Source organism: Pseudomonas farris, assembly GCF_019145235.1.
In the GTDB taxonomy this organism is placed as follows: domain Bacteria; phylum Pseudomonadota; class Gammaproteobacteria; order Pseudomonadales; family Pseudomonadaceae; genus Aquipseudomonas; species Aquipseudomonas farris.
Window position 1 is genome coordinate 126,757 of record NZ_JAHSTV010000015.1, and the last position, 18,080, is coordinate 144,836.

The 18,080-nt window shown below is 61.2% G+C and carries 20 protein-coding genes; 9 read left to right on the forward strand and 11 right to left on the reverse strand.

Annotated features, from left to right (window positions below):
* Window positions 1-27: 27 nt before the first annotated feature.
* The 6 genes from nosZ to KVG95_RS26810 all read left to right on the forward strand — a co-directional run bounded on the left by nosZ (window position 28) and on the right by KVG95_RS26810 (window position 6,449).
* Window positions 28-1,950 carry a TAT-dependent nitrous-oxide reductase gene (nosZ, locus tag KVG95_RS26785; protein WP_437180808.1) on the forward strand — a complete coding sequence of 641 codons (1,923 nt, stop codon included), beginning with the start codon at window positions 28-30 and terminating at the stop codon, window positions 1,948-1,950.
* Window positions 1,951-1,977: 27 nt separating this feature from the next.
* Window positions 1,978-3,270 carry a nitrous oxide reductase family maturation protein NosD gene (locus tag KVG95_RS26790; RefSeq protein WP_217858530.1) on the forward strand — a complete coding sequence of 431 codons (1,293 nt, stop codon included), beginning with the start codon at window positions 1,978-1,980 and terminating at the stop codon, window positions 3,268-3,270.
* Window positions 3,267-4,190, forward strand: a complete 924-nt coding sequence (locus tag KVG95_RS26795; RefSeq protein ID WP_217858531.1) for an ABC transporter ATP-binding protein — start codon at window positions 3,267-3,269, stop codon at window positions 4,188-4,190. Before KVG95_RS26790 ends, KVG95_RS26795 begins: the two co-directional genes overlap by 4 nt.
* Window positions 4,187-5,017 (forward strand): ABC transporter permease, encoded by an 831-nt coding sequence (locus tag KVG95_RS26800; protein WP_030130697.1) that lies wholly within the window; start codon window positions 4,187-4,189, stop codon window positions 5,015-5,017. The genes KVG95_RS26795 and KVG95_RS26800 overlap by 4 nt, the downstream gene beginning before the upstream one ends.
* Before the next feature lie 31 nt (window positions 5,018-5,048).
* On the forward strand, window positions 5,049-5,576 hold the full coding sequence (locus KVG95_RS26805) for a nitrous oxide reductase accessory protein NosL (protein ID WP_217858532.1): 528 nt from the start codon (window positions 5,049-5,051) through the stop codon (window positions 5,574-5,576).
* A gap of 129 nt (window positions 5,577-5,705) precedes the next feature.
* Entirely contained in the window at window positions 5,706-6,449 is a 744-nt protein-coding gene (locus KVG95_RS26810; protein ID WP_217858533.1) for an SDR family NAD(P)-dependent oxidoreductase, read from the forward strand.
* 747 nt (window positions 6,450-7,196) lie between these two features.
* Here the strand turns inward: KVG95_RS26810 and KVG95_RS26815 are convergent.
* From KVG95_RS26815 to KVG95_RS26865, 11 genes are read right to left on the reverse strand one after another with little or no spacing between them, the layout of a single operon-like run.
* Window positions 7,197-8,690 (reverse strand): nitrite reductase, encoded by a 1,494-nt coding sequence (locus tag KVG95_RS26815; RefSeq protein WP_217858534.1) that lies wholly within the window; start codon window positions 8,688-8,690, stop codon window positions 7,197-7,199.
* Window positions 8,687-9,526, reverse strand: coding sequence for a uroporphyrinogen-III C-methyltransferase (gene cobA, locus KVG95_RS26820; protein WP_217858535.1), 840 nt, complete (start codon window positions 9,524-9,526; stop codon window positions 8,687-8,689). The genes KVG95_RS26815 and cobA overlap by 4 nt, the downstream gene beginning before the upstream one ends.
* A gap of 51 nt (window positions 9,527-9,577) precedes the next feature.
* Window positions 9,578-10,756, reverse strand: a complete 1,179-nt coding sequence (nirJ, locus tag KVG95_RS26825) for a heme d1 biosynthesis radical SAM protein NirJ (RefSeq protein WP_217858536.1) — start codon at window positions 10,754-10,756, stop codon at window positions 9,578-9,580.
* A 26-nt stretch (window positions 10,757-10,782) separates the two neighbouring features.
* Window positions 10,783-11,286, reverse strand: coding sequence for a siroheme decarboxylase subunit beta (gene ahbB, locus KVG95_RS26830; RefSeq protein WP_217858537.1), 504 nt, complete (start codon window positions 11,284-11,286; stop codon window positions 10,783-10,785).
* Window positions 11,261-11,704: an Lrp/AsnC family transcriptional regulator gene (locus tag KVG95_RS26835; protein ID WP_008075024.1), complete on the reverse strand. Its 444-nt coding sequence runs from the start codon at window positions 11,702-11,704 to the stop codon at window positions 11,261-11,263. The genes ahbB (KVG95_RS26830) and KVG95_RS26835 overlap by 26 nt, the downstream gene beginning before the upstream one ends.
* On the reverse strand, window positions 11,697-12,212 hold the full coding sequence (gene ahbB / locus KVG95_RS26840) for a siroheme decarboxylase subunit beta (protein WP_217858538.1): 516 nt from the start codon (window positions 12,210-12,212) through the stop codon (window positions 11,697-11,699). The genes KVG95_RS26835 and ahbB (KVG95_RS26840) overlap by 8 nt, the downstream gene beginning before the upstream one ends.
* A complete protein-coding gene (locus tag KVG95_RS26845) occupies window positions 12,209-12,667 on the reverse strand; it encodes a hypothetical protein (protein WP_201060731.1) in 459 nt (152 codons plus the stop codon). Before KVG95_RS26845 ends, ahbB (KVG95_RS26840) begins: the two co-directional genes overlap by 4 nt.
* A 1-nt stretch (window position 12,668) precedes the next feature.
* A complete protein-coding gene (locus KVG95_RS26850; RefSeq protein WP_217858539.1) occupies window positions 12,669-13,847 on the reverse strand; it encodes a cytochrome D1 domain-containing protein in 1,179 nt (392 codons plus the stop codon).
* Window positions 13,844-14,170 carry a c-type cytochrome gene (locus KVG95_RS26855; protein ID WP_217858540.1) on the reverse strand — a complete coding sequence of 109 codons (327 nt, stop codon included), beginning with the start codon at window positions 14,168-14,170 and terminating at the stop codon, window positions 13,844-13,846. Before KVG95_RS26855 ends, KVG95_RS26850 begins: the two co-directional genes overlap by 4 nt.
* 16 nt (window positions 14,171-14,186) lie before the next feature.
* Entirely contained in the window at window positions 14,187-14,501 is a 315-nt protein-coding gene (locus KVG95_RS26860; protein WP_052964437.1) for a c-type cytochrome, read from the reverse strand.
* A 24-nt stretch (window positions 14,502-14,525) separates the two neighbouring features.
* A complete protein-coding gene (locus tag KVG95_RS26865; RefSeq protein ID WP_217858541.1) occupies window positions 14,526-16,217 on the reverse strand; it encodes a cytochrome D1 domain-containing protein in 1,692 nt (563 codons plus the stop codon).
* 199 nt (window positions 16,218-16,416) lie between these two features.
* Here KVG95_RS26865 and KVG95_RS26870 point away from each other — a divergent pair, with 199 nt between their 5' ends.
* Genes KVG95_RS26870 through KVG95_RS26880 form a run of 3 tightly spaced genes read left to right on the forward strand, consistent with a single transcriptional unit; the run spans window position 16,417 to window position 18,048 of the window.
* On the forward strand, window positions 16,417-17,208 hold the full coding sequence (locus KVG95_RS26870) for a CbbQ/NirQ/NorQ/GpvN family protein (RefSeq protein WP_038982739.1): 792 nt from the start codon (window positions 16,417-16,419) through the stop codon (window positions 17,206-17,208).
* Entirely contained in the window at window positions 17,192-17,779 is a 588-nt protein-coding gene (locus KVG95_RS26875; RefSeq protein ID WP_217858542.1) for a cytochrome c oxidase subunit 3, read from the forward strand. Before KVG95_RS26870 ends, KVG95_RS26875 begins: the two co-directional genes overlap by 17 nt.
* Window positions 17,780-17,790: 11 nt before the next feature.
* The gene (locus KVG95_RS26880; RefSeq protein WP_217858543.1) at window positions 17,791-18,048 is read left to right on the forward strand and encodes a cytochrome C oxidase subunit IV family protein; all 258 of its coding nucleotides are present in this window, start codon (window positions 17,791-17,793) and stop codon (window positions 18,046-18,048) included.
* The last annotated feature ends 32 nt before the right edge of the window (window positions 18,049-18,080 follow it).

Genomic DNA, 18,080 nt, shown 5'->3' on the forward strand with positions numbered 1-18,080 from the left:
CCGTTTTTATCCCTTCAAGGAAAACACCTGATGAACGACACAGAATCCAAAAAAGTAGCTGAAGTGCCGGAATCGACCGGCCTCAGTCGTCGCGGCTTCCTGGGCACCAGTGCGGTGACCGGCGCGGTACTGGCCGGTGCCACGGCCATCGGTGGCGCAGTGTTCACCCGTGAGACCTGGGCGGCTGCGGCCAAGGACGCGCAATCGAAAACCCACGTCGGGCCAGGCGAGCTGGACGAGTACTACGGTTTCTGGAGCGGAGGCCATCAGGGCGAAGTGCGGATCATGGGCATTCCGTCGATGCGCGAGTTGTTGCGTGTTCCGGTGTTCAACGTCGACTCCGCCACTGGATGGGGCCTGACCAACGAAAGCAAACGGATCATGGGCGACAGCGCGCATTTCCAGAATGGCGACTGCCACCACCCACACTTATCGATGACCGATGGCAAGTACGACGGCAAGTATCTGTTCATCAACGACAAGGCCAACAGCCGCGTTGCGCGTATCCGTCTGGACATCATGAAGTGCGACAAGATGCTCACCGTGCCCAATGTGCAGGCCGTTCACGGGCTGCGCCTGCAGAAAATGCCGCACACAAAGTACGTGTTCGCCAATGCCGAATTCGTCATTCCGCATCCCAATGACGGCAGCACCTTCGACCTGCAGGACAAGAACAGCTACACGATGTTCAACGCCATCGATGCCGAGAAAATGGAAATGGCCTTCCAGGTCATCGTCGACGGCAACCTGGATAACACCGACGCCGACTACACCGGCAAATATGCGGCGTCGACCTGCTACAACTCGGAGAAGGCCTACGACCTGGGCGGCATGATGCGCAACGAGCGCGATTGGGTGGTGGTGTTCAACATCCAGCGCATTGAAGCGGCGATCAAGGCCGGCAAGTTCATCACCCTGGACGGCTCGAAAGTGCCGGTGGTCGACGGTCGAAAAACCGAGGGCAAGGACAGCGCATTCACCCGTTACATCCCGGTGCCGAAGAACCCCCACGGGATCAATATGACGCCCGATGGCAAGTACTTCATTGCCGCCGGCAAACTCTCGCCCACTTGCACGATCATCGCCACCGCCAAGCTGGATGATCTGTTCGACGACAAACTCAAGGACCCGCGTGACGCGGTGGTCGGCGAGCCGGAACTGGGTCTGGGCCCGCTACACACCACTTACGACGGCCGCGGAAATGCCTACACCACGCTGTTTATCGACAGCCAGGTGGTGAAGTGGAATGTCGAAGAAGCCGTTCGCGCCTACACCGGCGAGAAGGTCAACTACATCAAGCAGAAACTCGACGTGCAGTACCAGCCGGGCCACAACCATGCGTCGCTGACTGAAACCAGCGAAGCCGACGGCAAATGGCTGATGGTCCTGAGCAAATTCTCCAAGGACCGCTTCCTGCCGACCGGCCCGTTGCACCCGGAAAACGATCAGTTGATCGACATCTCCGGCGAGGAAATGAAACTGGTGCACGACGGTCCGGCCTTCGCCGAACCCCACGACTGCATCATGGCCCGGCGCGACCAGATCAAGACCAAGAAAATCTGGGACCGCAACGACCCGTTTTTCGCCGAAACCGTGGTCATCGCTGCGAAGGACGGGATCAAGCTGGAGACCGACAACAAGGTCATCCGCGACGGTAACAAAGTCCGCGTCTACATGACCTCGATGGCCCCGGCCTACGGCATGCCGGAGTTCACCGTCAAACAAGGCAACGAGGTCACGGTGACCATCACCAACATCGACCAGATTGAAGACGTGACCCACGGTTTCGTGATGACCAACCATGGCGTCAGCATGGAAATCAGCCCGCAGCAGACGTCCTCGATCACCTTTACCGCCGACAAGGCCGGCCTGCATTGGTACTACTGCAGCTGGTTTTGCCATGCGCTGCACATGGAAATGGTCGGCCGCATGAAGGTCGAGCGGGCCTGACGGCTGGCAATCGACGGGAGCGGGCCGATGACCGATATCAAGGAAAACCCGGTGAAGGTCTTTGCCCTTGTGCTCCTGTTGATGTCAGGCGGGGCACTGGCGGCGGTGCAACCGATCACCACGTTGCCGTTGCGGGTTGACGCTGAACAACGCTGGCACTTGCCGGCGGGCGAGTACCGTGGCTCGTTCAGCGTTGATCAACCGATGCAGATTGTCTGCGAGCCCGGCGCGGTGTTTCAGGCGCAAGGGCAGGGCAACGGCGTGATCGTCAGCGCACCCGATGTCCGGATCGAGGGCTGTACCTTTCTGGACTGGGGCCACGACCTCACGGCCATGAATGCAGCGGTGTTTATCCAGCCCAAAGCCCATGGCGCGGTGATTAAAGGCAATCGCCTGAAGGGTAAGGGCTTCGGTATCTGGGTCGACGGCACTCAGGATGTGAGCCTGATCGACAACCGTATTCAGGGTGATCCAACGATGCGTTCTCAGGATCGCGGCAACGGCATTCATCTGTATGCGGTGCATGGCGCCAGGGTCATTGGCAACCAGGTGCGCGACACCCGCGATGGCATCTACATTGATACCTCCAACGGCAACCTGCTGCAGGGCAATACCCTGGAAGACCTGCGTTACGGCGTGCATTACATGTTCGCCAACGACAACCAATTGATAGGCAACACCACCCGCCGCACCCGCACCGGCTACGCCTTGATGCAAAGCCGCAAGCTCACAGTGATCGGCAACCGCTCCGAACAGGATCAGAACTACGGCATCCTGATGAACTACATCACCTATTCAACCTTGCGCGACAATTTCGTCACGGACGTGCGCGACGGCTCGACCGGCGACAGCATGATCAGCGGTGCCGAGGGCAAGGCGTTGTTCATCTACAACTCGCTGTTCAACAGCATCGAACACAACCACTTCGAGCACAGCGCCGTGGGCATTCACCTCACCGCCGGCTCCGAAGACAACCGCATCGCCGACAACGCGTTTATCGGCAACCAACGGCAGGTCAAATACGTCGCCACCCGCTTGCAGGAATGGTCGGTGGATGGCCGGGGCAATTACTGGAGCGATTACCTGGGCTGGGATCGCAACAACGATGGCCTGGGCGATATCGCCTACGAACCCAACGACAACGTCGACCGCTTGCTGTGGCTGTACCCGCAGGTGCGGCTGTTGATGAACAGCCCCGGGATCGAATTGCTGCGTTGGGTGCAACGGGCCTTTCCGGTGATGAAATCGCCCGGCGTCCTGGACAGCCATCCGCTGATGAATCCCACCACACGACCCCTGACCCAGGAGCCCACCACATGAACGTCATTGACATGGAAGGCGTCAGCCAGCGCTATGGGTACACCACCGTGTTGCATCAGTTGAACCTGAGCCTGGGCGAAGGCGAAGTGCTGGGCTTGTTCGGGCACAACGGCGCGGGCAAGACCACCAGCATGAAACTGGTGCTCGGTCTGCTCCAGGCCAGTGAAGGATCGGTCAGGGTGTTCGGTCGCATGCCCAGTGATCCGCACGTTCGGCGTTTGCTGGGCTATTTGCCGGAGAACGTGACCTTCTATCCGCAGTTGAGCGGCCTGGAGACCTTGCGTCATTTCGCCCGACTCAAAGGCGCAGCGCCCGCGCAGGTGGACGTGCTGCTGGAGGAAGTCGGCCTGGCGGGCGCGGCGCATCGACGGGTCAAGACCTATTCCAAGGGCATGCGCCAGCGCCTGGGGCTGGCGCAAGCCTTGCTCGGCGAGCCGCGTTTATTGCTGCTCGATGAGCCGACCGTCGGCCTCGATCCGATCGCCACTCAAGATCTCTATCGGTTACTCGATCGGCTGCGCAGCCAGGGCACCAGCATCATTCTCTGCTCCCACGTATTGCCGGGTGTCGAGGCGCATATCAACCGTGCCGCGATTCTGACCCAGGGGCGCCTGCTGGCCCTCGGCAGTCTGCGCAGTTTGCGCGAGGAAGCCGGGTTGCCGACGCTGATCCGCGCCAATGGGCTCAAGCACACCGAGCCATTGCAGCGATCCTGGAACAACGCCGGGCACGTCACCCAGCGCTGGGGCGTGGAGGGCCTTGAAGTGGCTGCGCTCAATGGCAACAAATTGGACCTGCTGCGCGAACTGCTTAATGAACACGAGCCAGCTGATGTGGAAATCGACCCACCGTCCCTGGAGGACATCTACCGCTATTACATGGGCCGGGCCGGCGCGACCCCCAGTGGAGAGACCGTATGAACCCGATCTGGAACATGGCCCGCAAGGAATTCAATGACGGCTTGCGCAACCGCTGGTTGTTGGCGATCAGTCTGTTGTTCGCGGTGTTGGCGACCGGCATCGCCTGGTTGGGGGCGGCGGCTTCGGGGCAATTGGGCTTCACTTCGGTGCCCGCCACCATCGCTAGCCTCGCCAGCCTGGCGACGTTCCTGATGCCGCTGATTGCCTTGCTGCTGGCCTATGACGCCATCGTCGGCGAAGACGAAAGCGGCACGTTGCTGCTGTTGCTGACCTATCCGCTGGGGCGCGGACACATCCTGCTCGGCAAGTTCGTCGGCCACGGATTGATCCTGGCGCTGGCGACCCTCATCGGTTTCGGCTGCGCGATGCTCGCGATTGCGGTGCTGGTGGAAGACGTCGAACTGAACCTGCTGCTCTGGGCGTTTGGACGATTCATGCTGTCGTCGACGTTACTGGGCTGGGGCTTTCTTGGGCTGGCCTATGTGCTGAGCAGTGTGTCCGCCGAGAAATCCACGGCCGCCGGGCTGGCGCTGGGGGTGTGGTTCTTCTTCGTGCTGGTGTTCGACCTGGCGCTGCTGGCATTGCTGGTGCTCAGCGAAGGGCAGTTCAACCCGAAGGTGCTGCCGTGGTTGCTGCTGCTCAACCCCGCCGATATCTATCGCCTGATCAATCTCTCCGGTTTCGAGCCCGGCGCCGGTAGCGCTGGCGTGCTGACCCTGGGCAGCGATTTGCCAGTGCCGGGCTCGATGCTCTGGTTGTGCCTGTTGCTGTGGGTGGCAGTGCCTTTGGGCTTGGCCTGGTTGCTGTTCCGTCGACGGGCGACATGAATTCACACCTTGGTTTTTGGAGCATCTGACGATGAGTAATCTGTATTCGACGACGGCACGCGCCGTGGCGGGCCTGATGTTCGGCCTGCTGCTGGCGGCCTGTGACAAACCCGTGCAAGCCACCTACAGCGACGCCGCCGCTGCTTTTCATCCCAGTGATGAATGCCATGTTTGCGGCATGATCATCGACGGCTTCCCCGGGCCCAAGGGCGAAGTGGTCGAGCGCAGCGGCATCAAGAAATTCTGCTCCACGGCGGAGATGATCGGTTGGTGGCTGCAACCGGAAAATCATCATGGCGAGGCCCGGTTGTATGTCCACGACATGGGCCGCAGTCCGTGGAACGCACCCAATGATGCCCATCTGATCGATGCCAAGGATGCGTTTTACGTGGTTGGCACCCAGCTCAAAGGCGCCATGGGTGTAGTGCTGGCGTCCTTCTCCAGCCAGCAGGCTGCGGAAAAACTGGCCGCCGACCAGGGGGGGCGTGTGCTGCGGTTCAGCGAGATCGATCAGGCGGTGCTTCAGCAGCAGCCAGCGATGTCGCACTCGACTCATTGAGCCGGCCGATTATCCGACGCGTCATCGAGAAAATCTGATCGCCGTCAAGTCAGTATTTCTGCGTCTGTTCAAAGATAGGGGCTCACAACGTCCCCAGTGCTTGGCATTAACGATGCCCAGGAGAACATGATGCAAACCGAGTTTCAGGATCGTTTGGCGGTGATCACCGGCGCCAGCTCCGGGATTGGCCTGGCGTTGTGCGCCGCGCTGTTGCCTCGCGGGGTCAAGGTGCTGGCGATGTCACGCACCGTCGGTGAATTGCCAGCCTTGCAGCAGATCTACGGTGAGCGGCTGCAATGGTGCGCGGGGGACGTCACGTGCGAGGAAGACTTGCAAGGGCTGGCCCGGAGGGCGGCGGCGCTAGGGCGGGTGGATTATCTGGTGCCCAACGCGGGCATTGCTGAAATGGCCGACAGCCTGGACATGCCGGCCTTTCAGCGCCAATGGGCGGTCAATGGTGCCGGGGCGTTGAACACCCTGGCGGCGTTGCGCGGTGAGTTGGCGAACCCGGCTTCGGTGGTGTTTGTCGGTAGTTTCCTGACCGGTTCGAGCTTTCCCGGTCTGGCTGCCTGCATTGCCAGCAAGGCCGCGCTGGCGGCTCAGGCACGCACATTGGCGGTGGAGTTCGCGCGTTATGACGTGCGCATCAATCTGGTTTCCCCGGGGCCGACCGCGACCTCGATGTGGGACAACCTGGGGTTGAGCGATGGGGAGCTTGATGACGTCGCTGATACCCTTGGGAAGCGTCTGCTGCCGGGGCATTTTCTTGATGCGTCGGCGGTGGCCAATGTGATTATTTTTCAACTGTCCCAAGGCGCCCGGGGTGTCTATGGGCAGGATTGGAAGGTTGATAACGGTTATACCTTGGGGTGATGTGGTCCGTGGTTTGTTGACCGAGTACATATCCATTTCTGCGGTAATGGCGGCTTAGGGTTCCGCCCTTACGGCGGGTCACTTGGAAAAGCGCCAAGTAACCAAACGCTTTTCGCCCCTGACGTACGGTGGCTCGCCTAGGCTCGCCATACCCTCACTCCGGTCCTGCTCCGTGGGCCCGCCGCCATCGGCCATCCATGGCCGGGGGCGGCTACCGCGGCATCCTTGCCGCGGTGCCCACTGCGCAGAACCTGCGTTCGGCCTTCCGACGGGGCAGGTCAAGATCAACATCAAAAGCCAGATCAAAAGCCAAAGCGAGGCGGCCTGATAGCCGACCTGATGTTGGTTCGGTCAAGTCTGGTCAGCGGCGGTGTACCCGAATGCCATACCTGACAACATTTCAACTGTGGGAGCGGGCTTGCTCGCGAAGAGGCCGTGTCAGTCGACATAAATGTTGAATGTAAGTCCGCCTTCGCGAGCAAGCCCGCTCCCACAATTAATCAGTGTTGCTTCCAGAGGATGTGAACGATCAAGTCAGCGAAGCGCGCCCGCTTGATGCCTAGGTCGGCCCAGAGGCCGCCTCGCTTTTGCTGTTGCGGTAGTCGCCCCCTCGAGAAGCCAAGAGGAGGTTCTGCGCAGTGGGCAACCCGGCATGGATGCCGGGTTAGCCGCCCCCGGCCATGGATGGCCGATGGCGGCGGGCCCACGGAGCAGGACCTGACCGCAGAAACGGATATACACCAAGATCTAATGCGAAGTCCCCTCCACAAACTCAATCTTGTTACCGACGTTATATTTACCCGACGGCTTGTTCATCGGCAGGCGCTTGATCTCTTTGAGGGTATTACTGTCATACACAATCAGCGCGCCATCGGTGGCCCAGACGCTCAACAGCAAGTAGCGGCCATCGCGAGTGAACTCGACGTGGGCGGCCGTCTTGCCAGGCATCGGGCGCAAAGTGTGGGCGATTTCCAGGGTCTGTTTGTCAATCAAGTGGATCGCATCGTTATCAGGCCCGAAGAACACATCGGTCCAGGCATACTGCGAGTTGACATGACTGCGCATGAAGAACCCCGGCCCCAGCGTCGGAATTTCCTTGATCAGTTTCCAGGTCTTGAAGTCGATGACCGAGATCAGACCCTTGCTGATGTTCGGCGTGGCGAACACCCACTCACCATTACGTTTCCAGTAGGTCCCGGACCCCAGGTGCGGCATGCCCGGCAGCGGTATGTCGGTGACCACCTTGCCACTGTCGAGGTCGATCACCTGCCCACCCTTGGCCTTGCGCGATGTGGCCAGCAGCTGCTTGTAGTCCGGTGAAAAGGAAAAGTCGTCCAGCACATCCTCGGCCTGGATGCGTCGTGGTTCGAAGTCCGGTGTGCCGGCGCTCGACAGCTCCCAGACTTCCTTCACATCCTTTAGCGCCACGATGAAACTGTCTCGTGGCGGGGCGGTGTAGACCGCGCTGACCCGTGACGCGGTGCCGTCCTGGCCGATTGCCGGGATGGTTTTGACCAGCGACAGATCGCGGGCATCGAGCACCACCAGATTGCCGGGTAGATAGTTGCCCACCAGCACCCAGCGACCATCCTTGCTCACCGCCAGGTTGCGGGTATTGAGCCCGGCGCGGACCTCGGCGATCAGCTTCAGGTTGTGCAAGTCATACAAGCTGACCCAGCCATCCCGTGAGGCCACGTAGACGAAGCGCCCATCCGGCGAGAACTTCGGCCCGCCATGCACCGCAAAGTGCGAAGCAAACCGCGCCAGCACGTCGAAACGATCGCCGTCGAGGATGTCGATGTGATGGTCGCCGGCTTCCACCACCACAAACAGGTTCAGCGGATCGGCGCCATGCTGGGGCGTGTCGGGCAGTTTGCTGATATCGGCGAGAATGGAATGACTGCCGCGAATGTCGTCGTTATTCCAGGTGGGCGGGGTGGCGGGTGGTTGCTGAAGGTAATCCACCAGCGCGTCGATCTGCGCGGGACTGAACACATTGGCATACCCGGTCATCTGACTCGCGGGGCGACCGTTCTGAATGACGCTGCGGATTTCATCGGGTTTGATCCGGCTCAGACTTTCCGGCAGCAAGGCCGGCCCCGTACCGCCTAAACGGTTGGCGCCATGGCAGCTTTGGCAATGCTGTTGGTAGAGGTCGGCGGCCGCGTCGGAGGGTGGAATCGCTGCGCCGGCATGGGCCGTACCGATCCATAACAAGGGGGCAAGCAGCATGCGTCTCATATCGCCACCTTACCGTGGCGTTGCAACACCGGAGCGGCGTAAAAGCGTGCCGGGTATTCCTGCTGTTGGGTCGCGAACAGATCGACCACTTTGCCGATCACCGTCAGCGTCGGAATGCCCGGTGGGCAATCCAGCGCCAGGGTCGGCAACTGGTGCAACTTGCCTCGGGCGACGTGCTGGTCGGGACGCGTGCCATTGCTGATCAGCGCCGCCGGTGTATCAGCGGCCATTCCGGCTTCGATCAAGCGCTGGGCGATAATTCCGAGGTTCGATAACCCCATGTAAAACACCAGGGTCTGGCTGCTGTCGGCGAGGCTGCTCCAGGGCAATTGCAACTCACCATCGCGCTGTAAATGCCCCGTAATAAAGCGGCAGGAGTTGACCAGATCCCGGTGGGTCAGCGGAATGCCCGCATAAGCACTGCAACCGGAAGCGGCGGTAACGCCCGGGACCACCTGGCAGTCAATGTTGCGTTGCAGCAGATATTCCAGTTCCTCGGCGCCACGGCCGAATATGAACGGGTCGCCTCCCTTGAGCCGGACCACACGCTGCCCCCGATCGGCGAGGTCGGCAAGCAGTTCGTTGATCTGTTCCTGGGGCAGGCTGTGGCAGCCGCTGGCCTTGCCGACGTAATGCCGGGCGCAGGTGAGGGGGATCAACGTCAGCAGGTCGGGGCTGATCAGGCGGTCGTAAACCACGGCGTCGGCCTGCATCAACAGGCTCCAGGCACGCAGGGTCAGCAAGCGTGGATCACCGGGGCCGGCGCCGACCAGGGCCACTTCGCCCGGTCTGAACGGGGACGCAAGTGCGGCCGGTAAAATAATCGATGGGTGCATGGGACGTCCTTGGTTCTTCATCAGGTTGACCGGGGCTCGCAGGCGGGTGCTTCAGTGCATGACGCAAGGGATGGTCATTAATGACGGCATACCGATTTCTTCATCGCTGAGATGGCAGCCGGGGTCCTGGCCCCAGAGGTCGCCTTCGGCCCAGGCGCGGGTGCGGGTATTGCCGTTGCAGATGTTCAGCCAGCGGCATTGGCCGCAACGGCCACCGACGACGCGTGGATGCACACGCAGCTGCTGCAACAAAGCGTCCGGCTGGTCCAGCCAGAGCGTGCGAAACGGCGTATGCCGGACATTGCCCACCGAGTGCTGCCACCAATAGGTGTCGGGGTGCACTTCGCCGGTGTTGTCGATGTTGGCGATACCGCTGCCCGAGGCGTTGCCGCCCCAGGCCCGGAGCATGTGTTCCAGGCGCGGGTAATGTTCGGGTAGATGCAGGCCCACCCATTGCAGCAAGAGAATCGCGTCGGCATCGTTGTTGCCGCTGACAAAATCGCTGTCGCGGCCCTGCTGGATGTCTTCCCAGGCCCGTTCGAAGATCAGCGTCATTGCCTCGCGGCTCATCTGCTGCCGGGCGTCGAGCTTGCGGCTGCGTTTGCCGCGACCGCTGTAGTTGAGGTGCGACAGATAAAACTTCTGCACGTCGTACTCGCGCATCAGCGCCAGTAACTGGGGCAATTGCTGATGGTTCTCTTGGGTCAGGGTGGTGCGCAGGCCGACGCGAATACCCTGTTCACGACAGAGACGGATCGCCCGCATGGAGCTGGCGAAACTGCCCTTGAGTTGGCGGAAGGCATCATGGGTGGCTTCCAGGCCATCGATGCTGATCCCGACATAGTCGAAATTCGCCGCGCGGATCTGTGCGATGTTTTGCTCATCGATCAGCGTGCCGTTGGTGGACAACGCGACAAAGAAACCCTTGGTGCGGGCGTAGGCGCTGAGCACAAACAGATCGTCGCGCAACAGCGGTTCACCGCCGGAAAGAATCAGGACCTTCACCCCGGCGTCGTGCAGATCGTCGATCACGGTCAGCGCGGCGGACGTATCCAGTTCGTCGCGAAAGACACTGTCGGCGGACGTGGCGTAGCAGTGTTTGCAGGTCAGGTTGCAGCGCCTGAGCAGGTTCCAGATCACCACCGGTGGCCGGTTGCTGCCCGGTGGGCTGGTTCTGGGGGCAGGCGCCTGGCCGGTCAGGGCACGCAGGTATTGGCTGATCCTCAACATGCAAATCTCCTTGAACAAGCGCGTGTTCAGCGTGGCACTGGCGGCAGCCGCAAACCGGTTTTCTTCAGGATGCGACTGCTCACCAACATCTCGTCGGCGGTGCAGGCGTCGCCCAGCAAGTAGCGCAGGTGTTCACGGTAGCTGTCGATTTCCTCGCGGCTGCGGCCGTGGACCATGGCGAACAGGTTGTAGCGCCACGCGGTTCGTCGCGGGCGTCGATAGCAATGACTGACGAAGGGCTGTGCACCGATCAGCGCGCCAAGGCGCGGCATGTCGCTATCGTGCACATCCCAGACGGTCATGCCGTTGTAGCGATAGCCCAGGCGATAGTGATTGGGGACGGCGGCGATACGCCGAATGGCGCCCTCGGCCTGCAAGCGTTTGAGCAAGTCCAGGGTGGATTCGATATTTAGGTCCAGCTGTTCGGCGAGCCAGGCCCACGGGTCGTCCAGCAGCGGCAGGCCGGCCTGGGTCAGCTCGATCAGACGCTGCGCCAGGGTGTCTTCAGACCGGGAAGTACAGACCGACATGGTAGGTCTCCTCTTTGGGCAAGTTGAGCAGCGGCAGGCCGGTCAGGGTTTCGATGTGCTGCAGGGTCTCGGCGATGCCTTGTTCGGTCGGGCAGCCGAGCACGAACCACATGTTCCAGGCGTGTTCGCGGCGGTAGTTGTGCGCCACTTCAGGCAGGGCCTGCAGTTGCTCGGCGACGTCTTCGAAACGCTCCTCCGGCACCGCCAGCGCAGCGAGGGTGAAGGCGCCGCCGAGTCGTTCGATGTCGAACATCGGGCCGAAGCGCGTGAGCATGCCGTCTTCCAGCAATTCGTGGAGGCGGTCGAGCAGTTCGGTGCTGCTGCTCTCCAGTTCGGCGGCCAGTGCCTGCCACGGGTGGCGCACCAGCGGCAGGCCCAGTTGCAGGCGGTTGATCAACCGACGGTCAAGGTCATCCATGGGTGGAGGCTCCGGTTGGTGAGGGTGCAAAGCGTCCGCCGCACTGTTTGAACGCGTGAGTGCTGAACAGCAGTTGATGGGGCAGATCGCTCAGCAGGTGTTCTTCCAGCAACGCCTGGATCTGTGCCTCGACCTGCGCGCGTTGGCGCCCGTGAACCATGCAGAACAGGTTGTAGCGCCACTGCGGCAGGCGTCGCGGCCGTTGGTAGCAGAGGGTAATGCCGTGCGCCCGGCCCAGGCGCTGGCCGACTTCGTCGATCAGCGCGTCCGGAACATCCAGCACCAGCATGGCGTTGGCGGTAAAACCCAGCGCGCGATGGTTAAGTACCAGGCCGACCCGGCGAAACAGCCCTTGCTCGAGCCACTGATGCATTTGCGCGAGCACCTGGTTTTCGTCGGCGTCTATCCGTTCGGCGAGGGCCTGATAGGGGCGCGATACCCGCGGCAATCCGCCTTCCAGATGCCGACGCAGCGCCAGTGCCTGTTTAGGACTCAAGCCCGGCGTCATGGGTTTTCTCCCAGGGCAAAACCGAGGTCGATGCGGTAAGCGGTCAACATCGGCAGATCCAGCGGCATGAGGCCGGTGTCTTTTTCAAGTTGTTCGAGAACGCGTTCGATGTGTTGGCGATCGGGACCGGTCAGCACAAACCACAGGTTGTAGAAATGCTCCCGCGCGTAGTTATGGTTGACCTCAGGGTATTGGCTGACGTGCTCGGCGACCTGTTGCAAGCGTTCGGCGGGCACGGCGAGGGCGGCGAGGGTGCTGGCCCCGGCGCGACTGTGTTCGAACACCGGGCCGATCCGTGAGAGGGTGCCGGCCTGATCCATTTCTTCCAGGCAAGCCATCACTTGGGCCACGCGGCAACCGAGAATCCGCGCCATCTCCTTGTACGGTTCCGCACACAGCGGCATGCCGTGCTGGAAGCGGTCGATCAATTGGCGGCTGAGCAGGTCGAGGTTCATTTCAATAGCCCATTTTTTGCGCGCGACTGCTGAAGAAGATGCCGCTCGGCGCGGTGGCGGGAAGGGTGCTCAACTGCTTCAGGCTGTACGGGTCCCAGACTTGAACCTGATCGCCATCGCGTAACGACAGCCACAACTGGTCGCCGCGAGCGGTGAATTCCATGTGCAGCACCGCCGGCCCTGGTCGCAGATCGGCGACCACGGCGTGGGTTTCAGTGTCGATAACCTGTACCCGATCGTTGTCCGGGTAGGCGAAATTGACCCACAGCTGCCGACCGTCCGGCCGCGACGTGACGAACACTGGTTGGCCGGCAACGGGGATGGCAGCGCTCTGCTGCCACGTGCGCGAATCCATCACCAGCACCTGATGACGACCGACAGCGGGCACGAAGGCCTGGTGATCGGCGACGGCCCAGCCCTCCAGGTGCGGCATCTTGTAGACGGGCAATTTCGCCTGGCCACGACCGTAATCACCGAGCACTCGCTGCACCCCGCGCTCCGGATGCCAGAGGTCGAGTTGCGCCATGCCGTCTTCGCCGAACAGTCCGGCCATGTAATAGCGACCATCCGGGGTCACCAACGCGTCGTAGGGTTGCTGGCCGATCTCGGTGAAGCGGCTGATCTGTGGCGTGTTGCCCTGACTGAAATCGGCGGTCCAGATCTCGCCGGTATCGAACAGGCTGAACACAAAACGCTGACCGGGCGCGTCGACCAGGCCGACCACCCGTGAGCGCTTGCTGCCATCGGCCAGGGGCGTGGCCGGAATGTTGGCCACCAATTGCAGGGTTTCAGCATCGAACACCTTGACCCCGCCGGGCACGTAGTTGGACACGGCGATGAGTTTGCCGTCCTGACTGATCGCACCACCGATGCTGTTACCGCCCTGTATCACCCGTTGATCGATGCGTTGGGTCAGCAGGTCGATCTTGCTCAGCCCGCCGTCGCGGCCGAACACATAGGCATAACGCTGGTCGCGGGAAAACACCACCGAGGCATGGGACAGATCGCCCAAACCCTCGAGTCGGGCCAGTGCCGTGCGGGTGTCGCTTTCGATGATTTGCACGCTGCCGGTGGCGCGCTCCACCACCACGCCCAGATCACCGGTACCACGCAACGGAGGCTGAACACACGCGGACAACAACAGCCCGGTCGCCGCTAAAAGCAGGGTTGATCGGATCATGGTGCGGGATATCCCTGGAGAAGAAGATCGACCAGCCAACGGATGTCGTCCTGGCTGAGCAGCGGGGCCCAACCGGGCATCGCGGTGCCGGGCCGGCCTTGGCTGACGGTGGCTATCAGGTTGTCCCTGGACTTGCCCGCCAGCGTTGCGCGGGTCAGGTCGGGACCCAGTCCGCCGGTCATGTGCAGCCCATGGCAGGCGCCGCAATCCTGGGCCAACAAGTGTTCGAGTTGTGCCTGACGCTTGGCGTCGGGCGCGGCAACCGAGGTTGCGCAAATGAGGAGGAGGGCCGCCAGAATCGCAGCGTGTCGATAAACCGTCATGACGCCCTCCAGTTGGCTATTTGAGACTCAGGACCCAGGTTGCAAGTGTCTTCGCTTCTTCATCCGTCACCGGATTGGCCGGCATTGGCATCGGGCCCCAATTGCCTTGCGTACCGTTCTTGATGTGGCTGGCCAGGGTGTCCACGGCCCCGGCCACGCCGGCGTTCTTGGCCGCGACATCCTTGAGCGCCGGGCCGACCAGCTTGGTGTCGATGGAATGGCAGGCGGCGCAGGGTTTGCTCTTGAACAGCTCCTGGCCGTCTTGGGCCATGGCCGGCTGCACGCTCAGCGCAGCGGTCAGGGCGAACAGTGAAAACAGAATATTTTTCATGGGGATTCCTTGCATTGATGGAGCTCAATAGATGTCGTGTTGGGTGTTGTAGACGTTGAATTTTCCGGTGGGTGTGATCAGTCGTTTGTCCTTTATGACTGATTTGAGCTTCAGCGTTTTGTCGTCGATCACTACCAGCGCCGATTCCTCTGACTGACCGCTCCACACGGAGAACCAGACTTCATCGCCGGCCTTGTTGTATTCCGGCTGTACCACCCGCATCGCGCCTTGCTTGATGCCGGCGTACTCGGCGATGGGCAGCACGGTGTAGCCGGCGTCGAGTTTGTCGATGTTGAACACCGCCACCGACTGGCTCAGCTTGGCGTCGGGGTTGAGGGTGGTGTCGACATACAGGTGACGGGAGTCAGGGTGGGTTTTGATAAACAGTGATCCGCCGCCCTGGCCCTTGAGTGAGGCGACCTGTTTCCAGGCGTATTGCGGGTGTTTGATCGGGTCGGTACCGATCAGGGAGATGCCGTCATCGCCCAGGTGGCTGGTGGCCCAGACTGGCCCATAGGTCGGGTGGTTGAAGTTGGCGCCGCGCCCCGGGTGAGGGGTTTTGCCGACCTCCACCAAAGCTGCCAACTTGCGATCTTTGGAATCGATCACGGCGACTTTGTTGGAATTATTGGCGGCGGTCATGAAGTAGCGATGGGTGCTGTCCCAGCCGCCGTCATGCAGGAAGGGCGCGGCATCGATGTAGGTGATGGTGAGGTTTTTGATGTCCTGGTAATTGACCAGCATAACCTTGCCGGTTTCCTTGACGTTGACGATGAACTCCGGCCATTCGTGGGAGGCGATGATCGCCGCGACCCGGGGTTCGGGGTGATATTCCTGCTTGTCGACGGTCATGCCGCGGGTCGAGACGATCTGTTTTGGCTCCAGGGTTTCGCCATCCATGATGGTGAATTGCGGCGGCCAATAGGAGCCGGCGACGGTGTATTTGTCTTCGTAGCCCTTGAACTTGGAGGTCTCCACCGAGCGCGCCTCGATGCCCACTTTGACTTCGGCGACCTTGGTCGGCTCCACCGGCCACAGGTCGATCATGTCGATCCGCGCGTCTCGACCAATCACCAACAGGTAGCGACCCGAGGCAGAAATGCGCGAGATGTGCACCGCATAACCGGTCTCGATCAGCTTGACGATTTTTTTGCTGTCACCGTCGATCAGGGCAATCTTGCCGTCATCGCGCAACGTCACCGAAAACAGGTTCGGCAGGTTGAGTTTGCTCAGTTGCTTCTTCGGACGATCCTCAGGCTTGACCAGCACTTTCCAGGTTTTCAGCGTCTCGGCCATGCCCCATTCCGGCGGTGTCGGCGGCGCGTGCTGTATGAACTTGGCCATTGACATGATCTGATCCTTGGTCAGCGCATTCGACGTTCCCCAGTTCGGCATGCCCGCCGGTGAACCGTAGGTAATCAACGCCTCCAGAAACGGTTGCCCGCGGGACTGGGTGATGTCCGGTGTCAGTGGTTTGCCGGTGGCGCCTTTGCGCAGAACGCCGTGACAGCCGGCGCAACGCTGGAAGTAAATTTCCTTGGAAGAGTCGAACTCGGCCTGACTCATGTCGGGCGCTCCGGCGGATTTGACCATCAGCGGGCTGGCCGCAGCGGCAGCGGGCTCTTCGGCCCGGGCCGCATGAGTCACCGCAAGGGCCAGCGCCGAACACAATGTGGCGACAGTCAGAGCAAACGTTTTTCTATTGCTGATCAGCATTCCATTTCTCCTCAGGCAAGACCTTTGCGATGTGCTGAAACGGCAGCGCAGAACGCAGGTTCTTAGTGCCGTGCAAGGCTATGCCCGAGCAGGCCAATGCTCGCTTGACCGCGATCAAGTTTGCCGACCATGTCACTTGCCAGGTTGTCGCAGGGGCCCGTAGCGTGTGGCTTGAATCCGCTTTTGGAACACACAGCCCATGGACCGAATCCAGTCTTGCGAACCCTTCTATCAACCGCTCAATAATGAGGAGGCGCTGTTCGAGCAAGCCTGGCGACACGGCATGCCGGTGCTGATCAAAGGCCCGACGGGGTGCGGGAAGACCCGTTTCGTCCAGCACATGGCCCATCGGTTGAAACTGCCGCTGTACACCGTGGCTTGCCATGACGATCTGAGCGCTGCCGACTTGATTGGCCGCCATTTGATTGGTGCCCAAGGCACCTGGTGGCAGGACGGGCCACTGACCCGCGCGGTGCGTGAAGGCGGCATTTGTTATCTGGACGAAGTGGTCGAGGCGCGCCAGGACACGGTGGTGGTGTTGCATCCACTGGCCGATGATCGTCGCGAGTTGTTCCTGGAACGCACCGGCGAAGTGCTGCAGGCGCCGCCGTCATTCATGCTGGTGGTGTCGTACAACCCCGGCTACCAGAACCTGCTCAAAGGCATGAAACCCAGCACCCGACAACGCTTCGTGGCGATGCGTTTCGGCTATCCGCCGGTGGCCGATGAAGAGCGCATTGTCGCCCGGGAAGCGCAGGTGGACAGCGCGCTGGCGGCGCAAGTGGTCAGGCTGGGGCAGGCCCTGCGAAGGCTGGATCAACATGACCTGGAGGAAGTCGCCTCGACGCGGTTGTTGATTTTTACTGCGCGAATGATCCGCTCCGGCATGAGCCCGCGTGAGGCGTGCATGGCCTGCCTGGCCGAGCCGCTGAGCGATGATCCGCTGACTGTTGCGGCGCTGATGGACGTGGTTGATGTCCACTTCGGCTGAGGCCAGACGCGTTGCGCCGGGTCACTTGCCGGGTGATCTGGCGATGTGGTTTTTCATTCTGGCCGAGCTGTCTGTGTTCGCCATCCTGATTCTGACGTTCGCCGTGACCCAGGCACTCAAACCGCAGCTGTTCGGTGAAAGCCGTCAGTTGCTCAACACATCTACCGGCCTGGCGATGACCCTGAGCCTGCTCACCGCCGGGCTGTTCGCCGCGTTGGCCCAGGAGCAAGTCAAGCGCTCCCGGTCTCGCCACGGCGCTATCTACCTGCTGGCAGCCTTGCTCGCGGCCAGTGTTTACGTGGTGTTGAAGATCACCGAATACCGGCACTTGCTGGCCACGGGGCTGGGCATGGAGCACAACACGTTTTTCACCCTCTACTGGATCCTCACCGGTTTTCATTTTCTCCATGTACTGCTCGGCATGGTCATCCTCGGATGGCTGGCCGAGCGTTGCCGTCGTGGCCTGTACAACGCATCCAACCGCAGCGGGCTTGAATCGGGTGTGCTGTATTGGCACATGGTCGATCTGATCTGGGTCGTGCTGTTTCCGCTGGTCTACGTTCTGAATTGACGGAGGTTCTGATGTCCGCTTCCAGGTTTTTGCTGGTCTGCTGGGCCGCGCTGGCCACGTTAAGCGTGTGCACGGTGGTGCTGGCACAGATGGGCGCGACGTGGCTGCTGTCGGTGGCCATTTTGCTGGTGGCGGTCGGCAAGGCCTGGCTGATTGCCGATGGCTTTATGGAAATGCGCCATGCCCCGCGACTGTGGCGCTGGTTGATGGTGAGCTGGGCGGTGGTGTTGGCAGTCGTTGTAGGGCTGACGCTGATGTCAATCGACTAAGGAATACAGTCTGTAGAACAGCACGATTCTAA

What these genes read in the sequence shown, in the direction of transcription:
- KVG95_RS26790 (WP_217858530.1), top strand. Translation starts at nt 1,978, where the DNA reads ATGACCGATATCAAGGAAAACCCGGTGAAGGTCTTTGCCCTTGTGCTC.
- KVG95_RS26795 (WP_217858531.1), top strand. Translation starts at nt 3,267, where the DNA reads ATGAACGTCATTGACATGGAAGGCGTCAGCCAGCGCTATGGGTACACC.
- KVG95_RS26800 (WP_030130697.1), top strand. Translation starts at nt 4,187, where the DNA reads ATGAACCCGATCTGGAACATGGCCCGCAAGGAATTCAATGACGGCTTG.
- KVG95_RS26805 (WP_217858532.1), top strand. Translation starts at nt 5,049, where the DNA reads ATGAGTAATCTGTATTCGACGACGGCACGCGCCGTGGCGGGCCTGATG.
- KVG95_RS26810 (WP_217858533.1), top strand. Translation starts at nt 5,706, where the DNA reads ATGCAAACCGAGTTTCAGGATCGTTTGGCGGTGATCACCGGCGCCAGC.
- KVG95_RS26815 (WP_217858534.1), bottom strand. Translation starts at nt 8,690, where the DNA reads ATGAGACGCATGCTGCTTGCCCCCTTGTTATGGATCGGTACGGCCCAT.
- cobA (WP_217858535.1), bottom strand. Translation starts at nt 9,526, where the DNA reads ATGCACCCATCGATTATTTTACCGGCCGCACTTGCGTCCCCGTTCAGA.
- nirJ (WP_217858536.1), bottom strand. Translation starts at nt 10,756, where the DNA reads ATGTTGAGGATCAGCCAATACCTGCGTGCCCTGACCGGCCAGGCGCCT.
- ahbB (WP_217858537.1), bottom strand. Translation starts at nt 11,286, where the DNA reads ATGTCGGTCTGTACTTCCCGGTCTGAAGACACCCTGGCGCAGCGTCTG.
- KVG95_RS26835 (WP_008075024.1), bottom strand. Translation starts at nt 11,704, where the DNA reads ATGGATGACCTTGACCGTCGGTTGATCAACCGCCTGCAACTGGGCCTG.
- ahbB (WP_217858538.1), bottom strand. Translation starts at nt 12,212, where the DNA reads ATGACGCCGGGCTTGAGTCCTAAACAGGCACTGGCGCTGCGTCGGCAT.
- KVG95_RS26845 (WP_201060731.1), bottom strand. Translation starts at nt 12,667, where the DNA reads ATGAACCTCGACCTGCTCAGCCGCCAATTGATCGACCGCTTCCAGCAC.
- KVG95_RS26850 (WP_217858539.1), bottom strand. Translation starts at nt 13,847, where the DNA reads ATGATCCGATCAACCCTGCTTTTAGCGGCGACCGGGCTGTTGTTGTCC.
- KVG95_RS26855 (WP_217858540.1), bottom strand. Translation starts at nt 14,170, where the DNA reads ATGACGGTTTATCGACACGCTGCGATTCTGGCGGCCCTCCTCCTCATT.
- KVG95_RS26860 (WP_052964437.1), bottom strand. Translation starts at nt 14,501, where the DNA reads ATGAAAAATATTCTGTTTTCACTGTTCGCCCTGACCGCTGCGCTGAGC.
- KVG95_RS26865 (WP_217858541.1), bottom strand. Translation starts at nt 16,217, where the DNA reads ATGCTGATCAGCAATAGAAAAACGTTTGCTCTGACTGTCGCCACATTG.
- KVG95_RS26870 (WP_038982739.1), top strand. Translation starts at nt 16,417, where the DNA reads ATGGACCGAATCCAGTCTTGCGAACCCTTCTATCAACCGCTCAATAAT.
- KVG95_RS26875 (WP_217858542.1), top strand. Translation starts at nt 17,192, where the DNA reads ATGTCCACTTCGGCTGAGGCCAGACGCGTTGCGCCGGGTCACTTGCCG.
- KVG95_RS26880 (WP_217858543.1), top strand. Translation starts at nt 17,791, where the DNA reads ATGTCCGCTTCCAGGTTTTTGCTGGTCTGCTGGGCCGCGCTGGCCACG.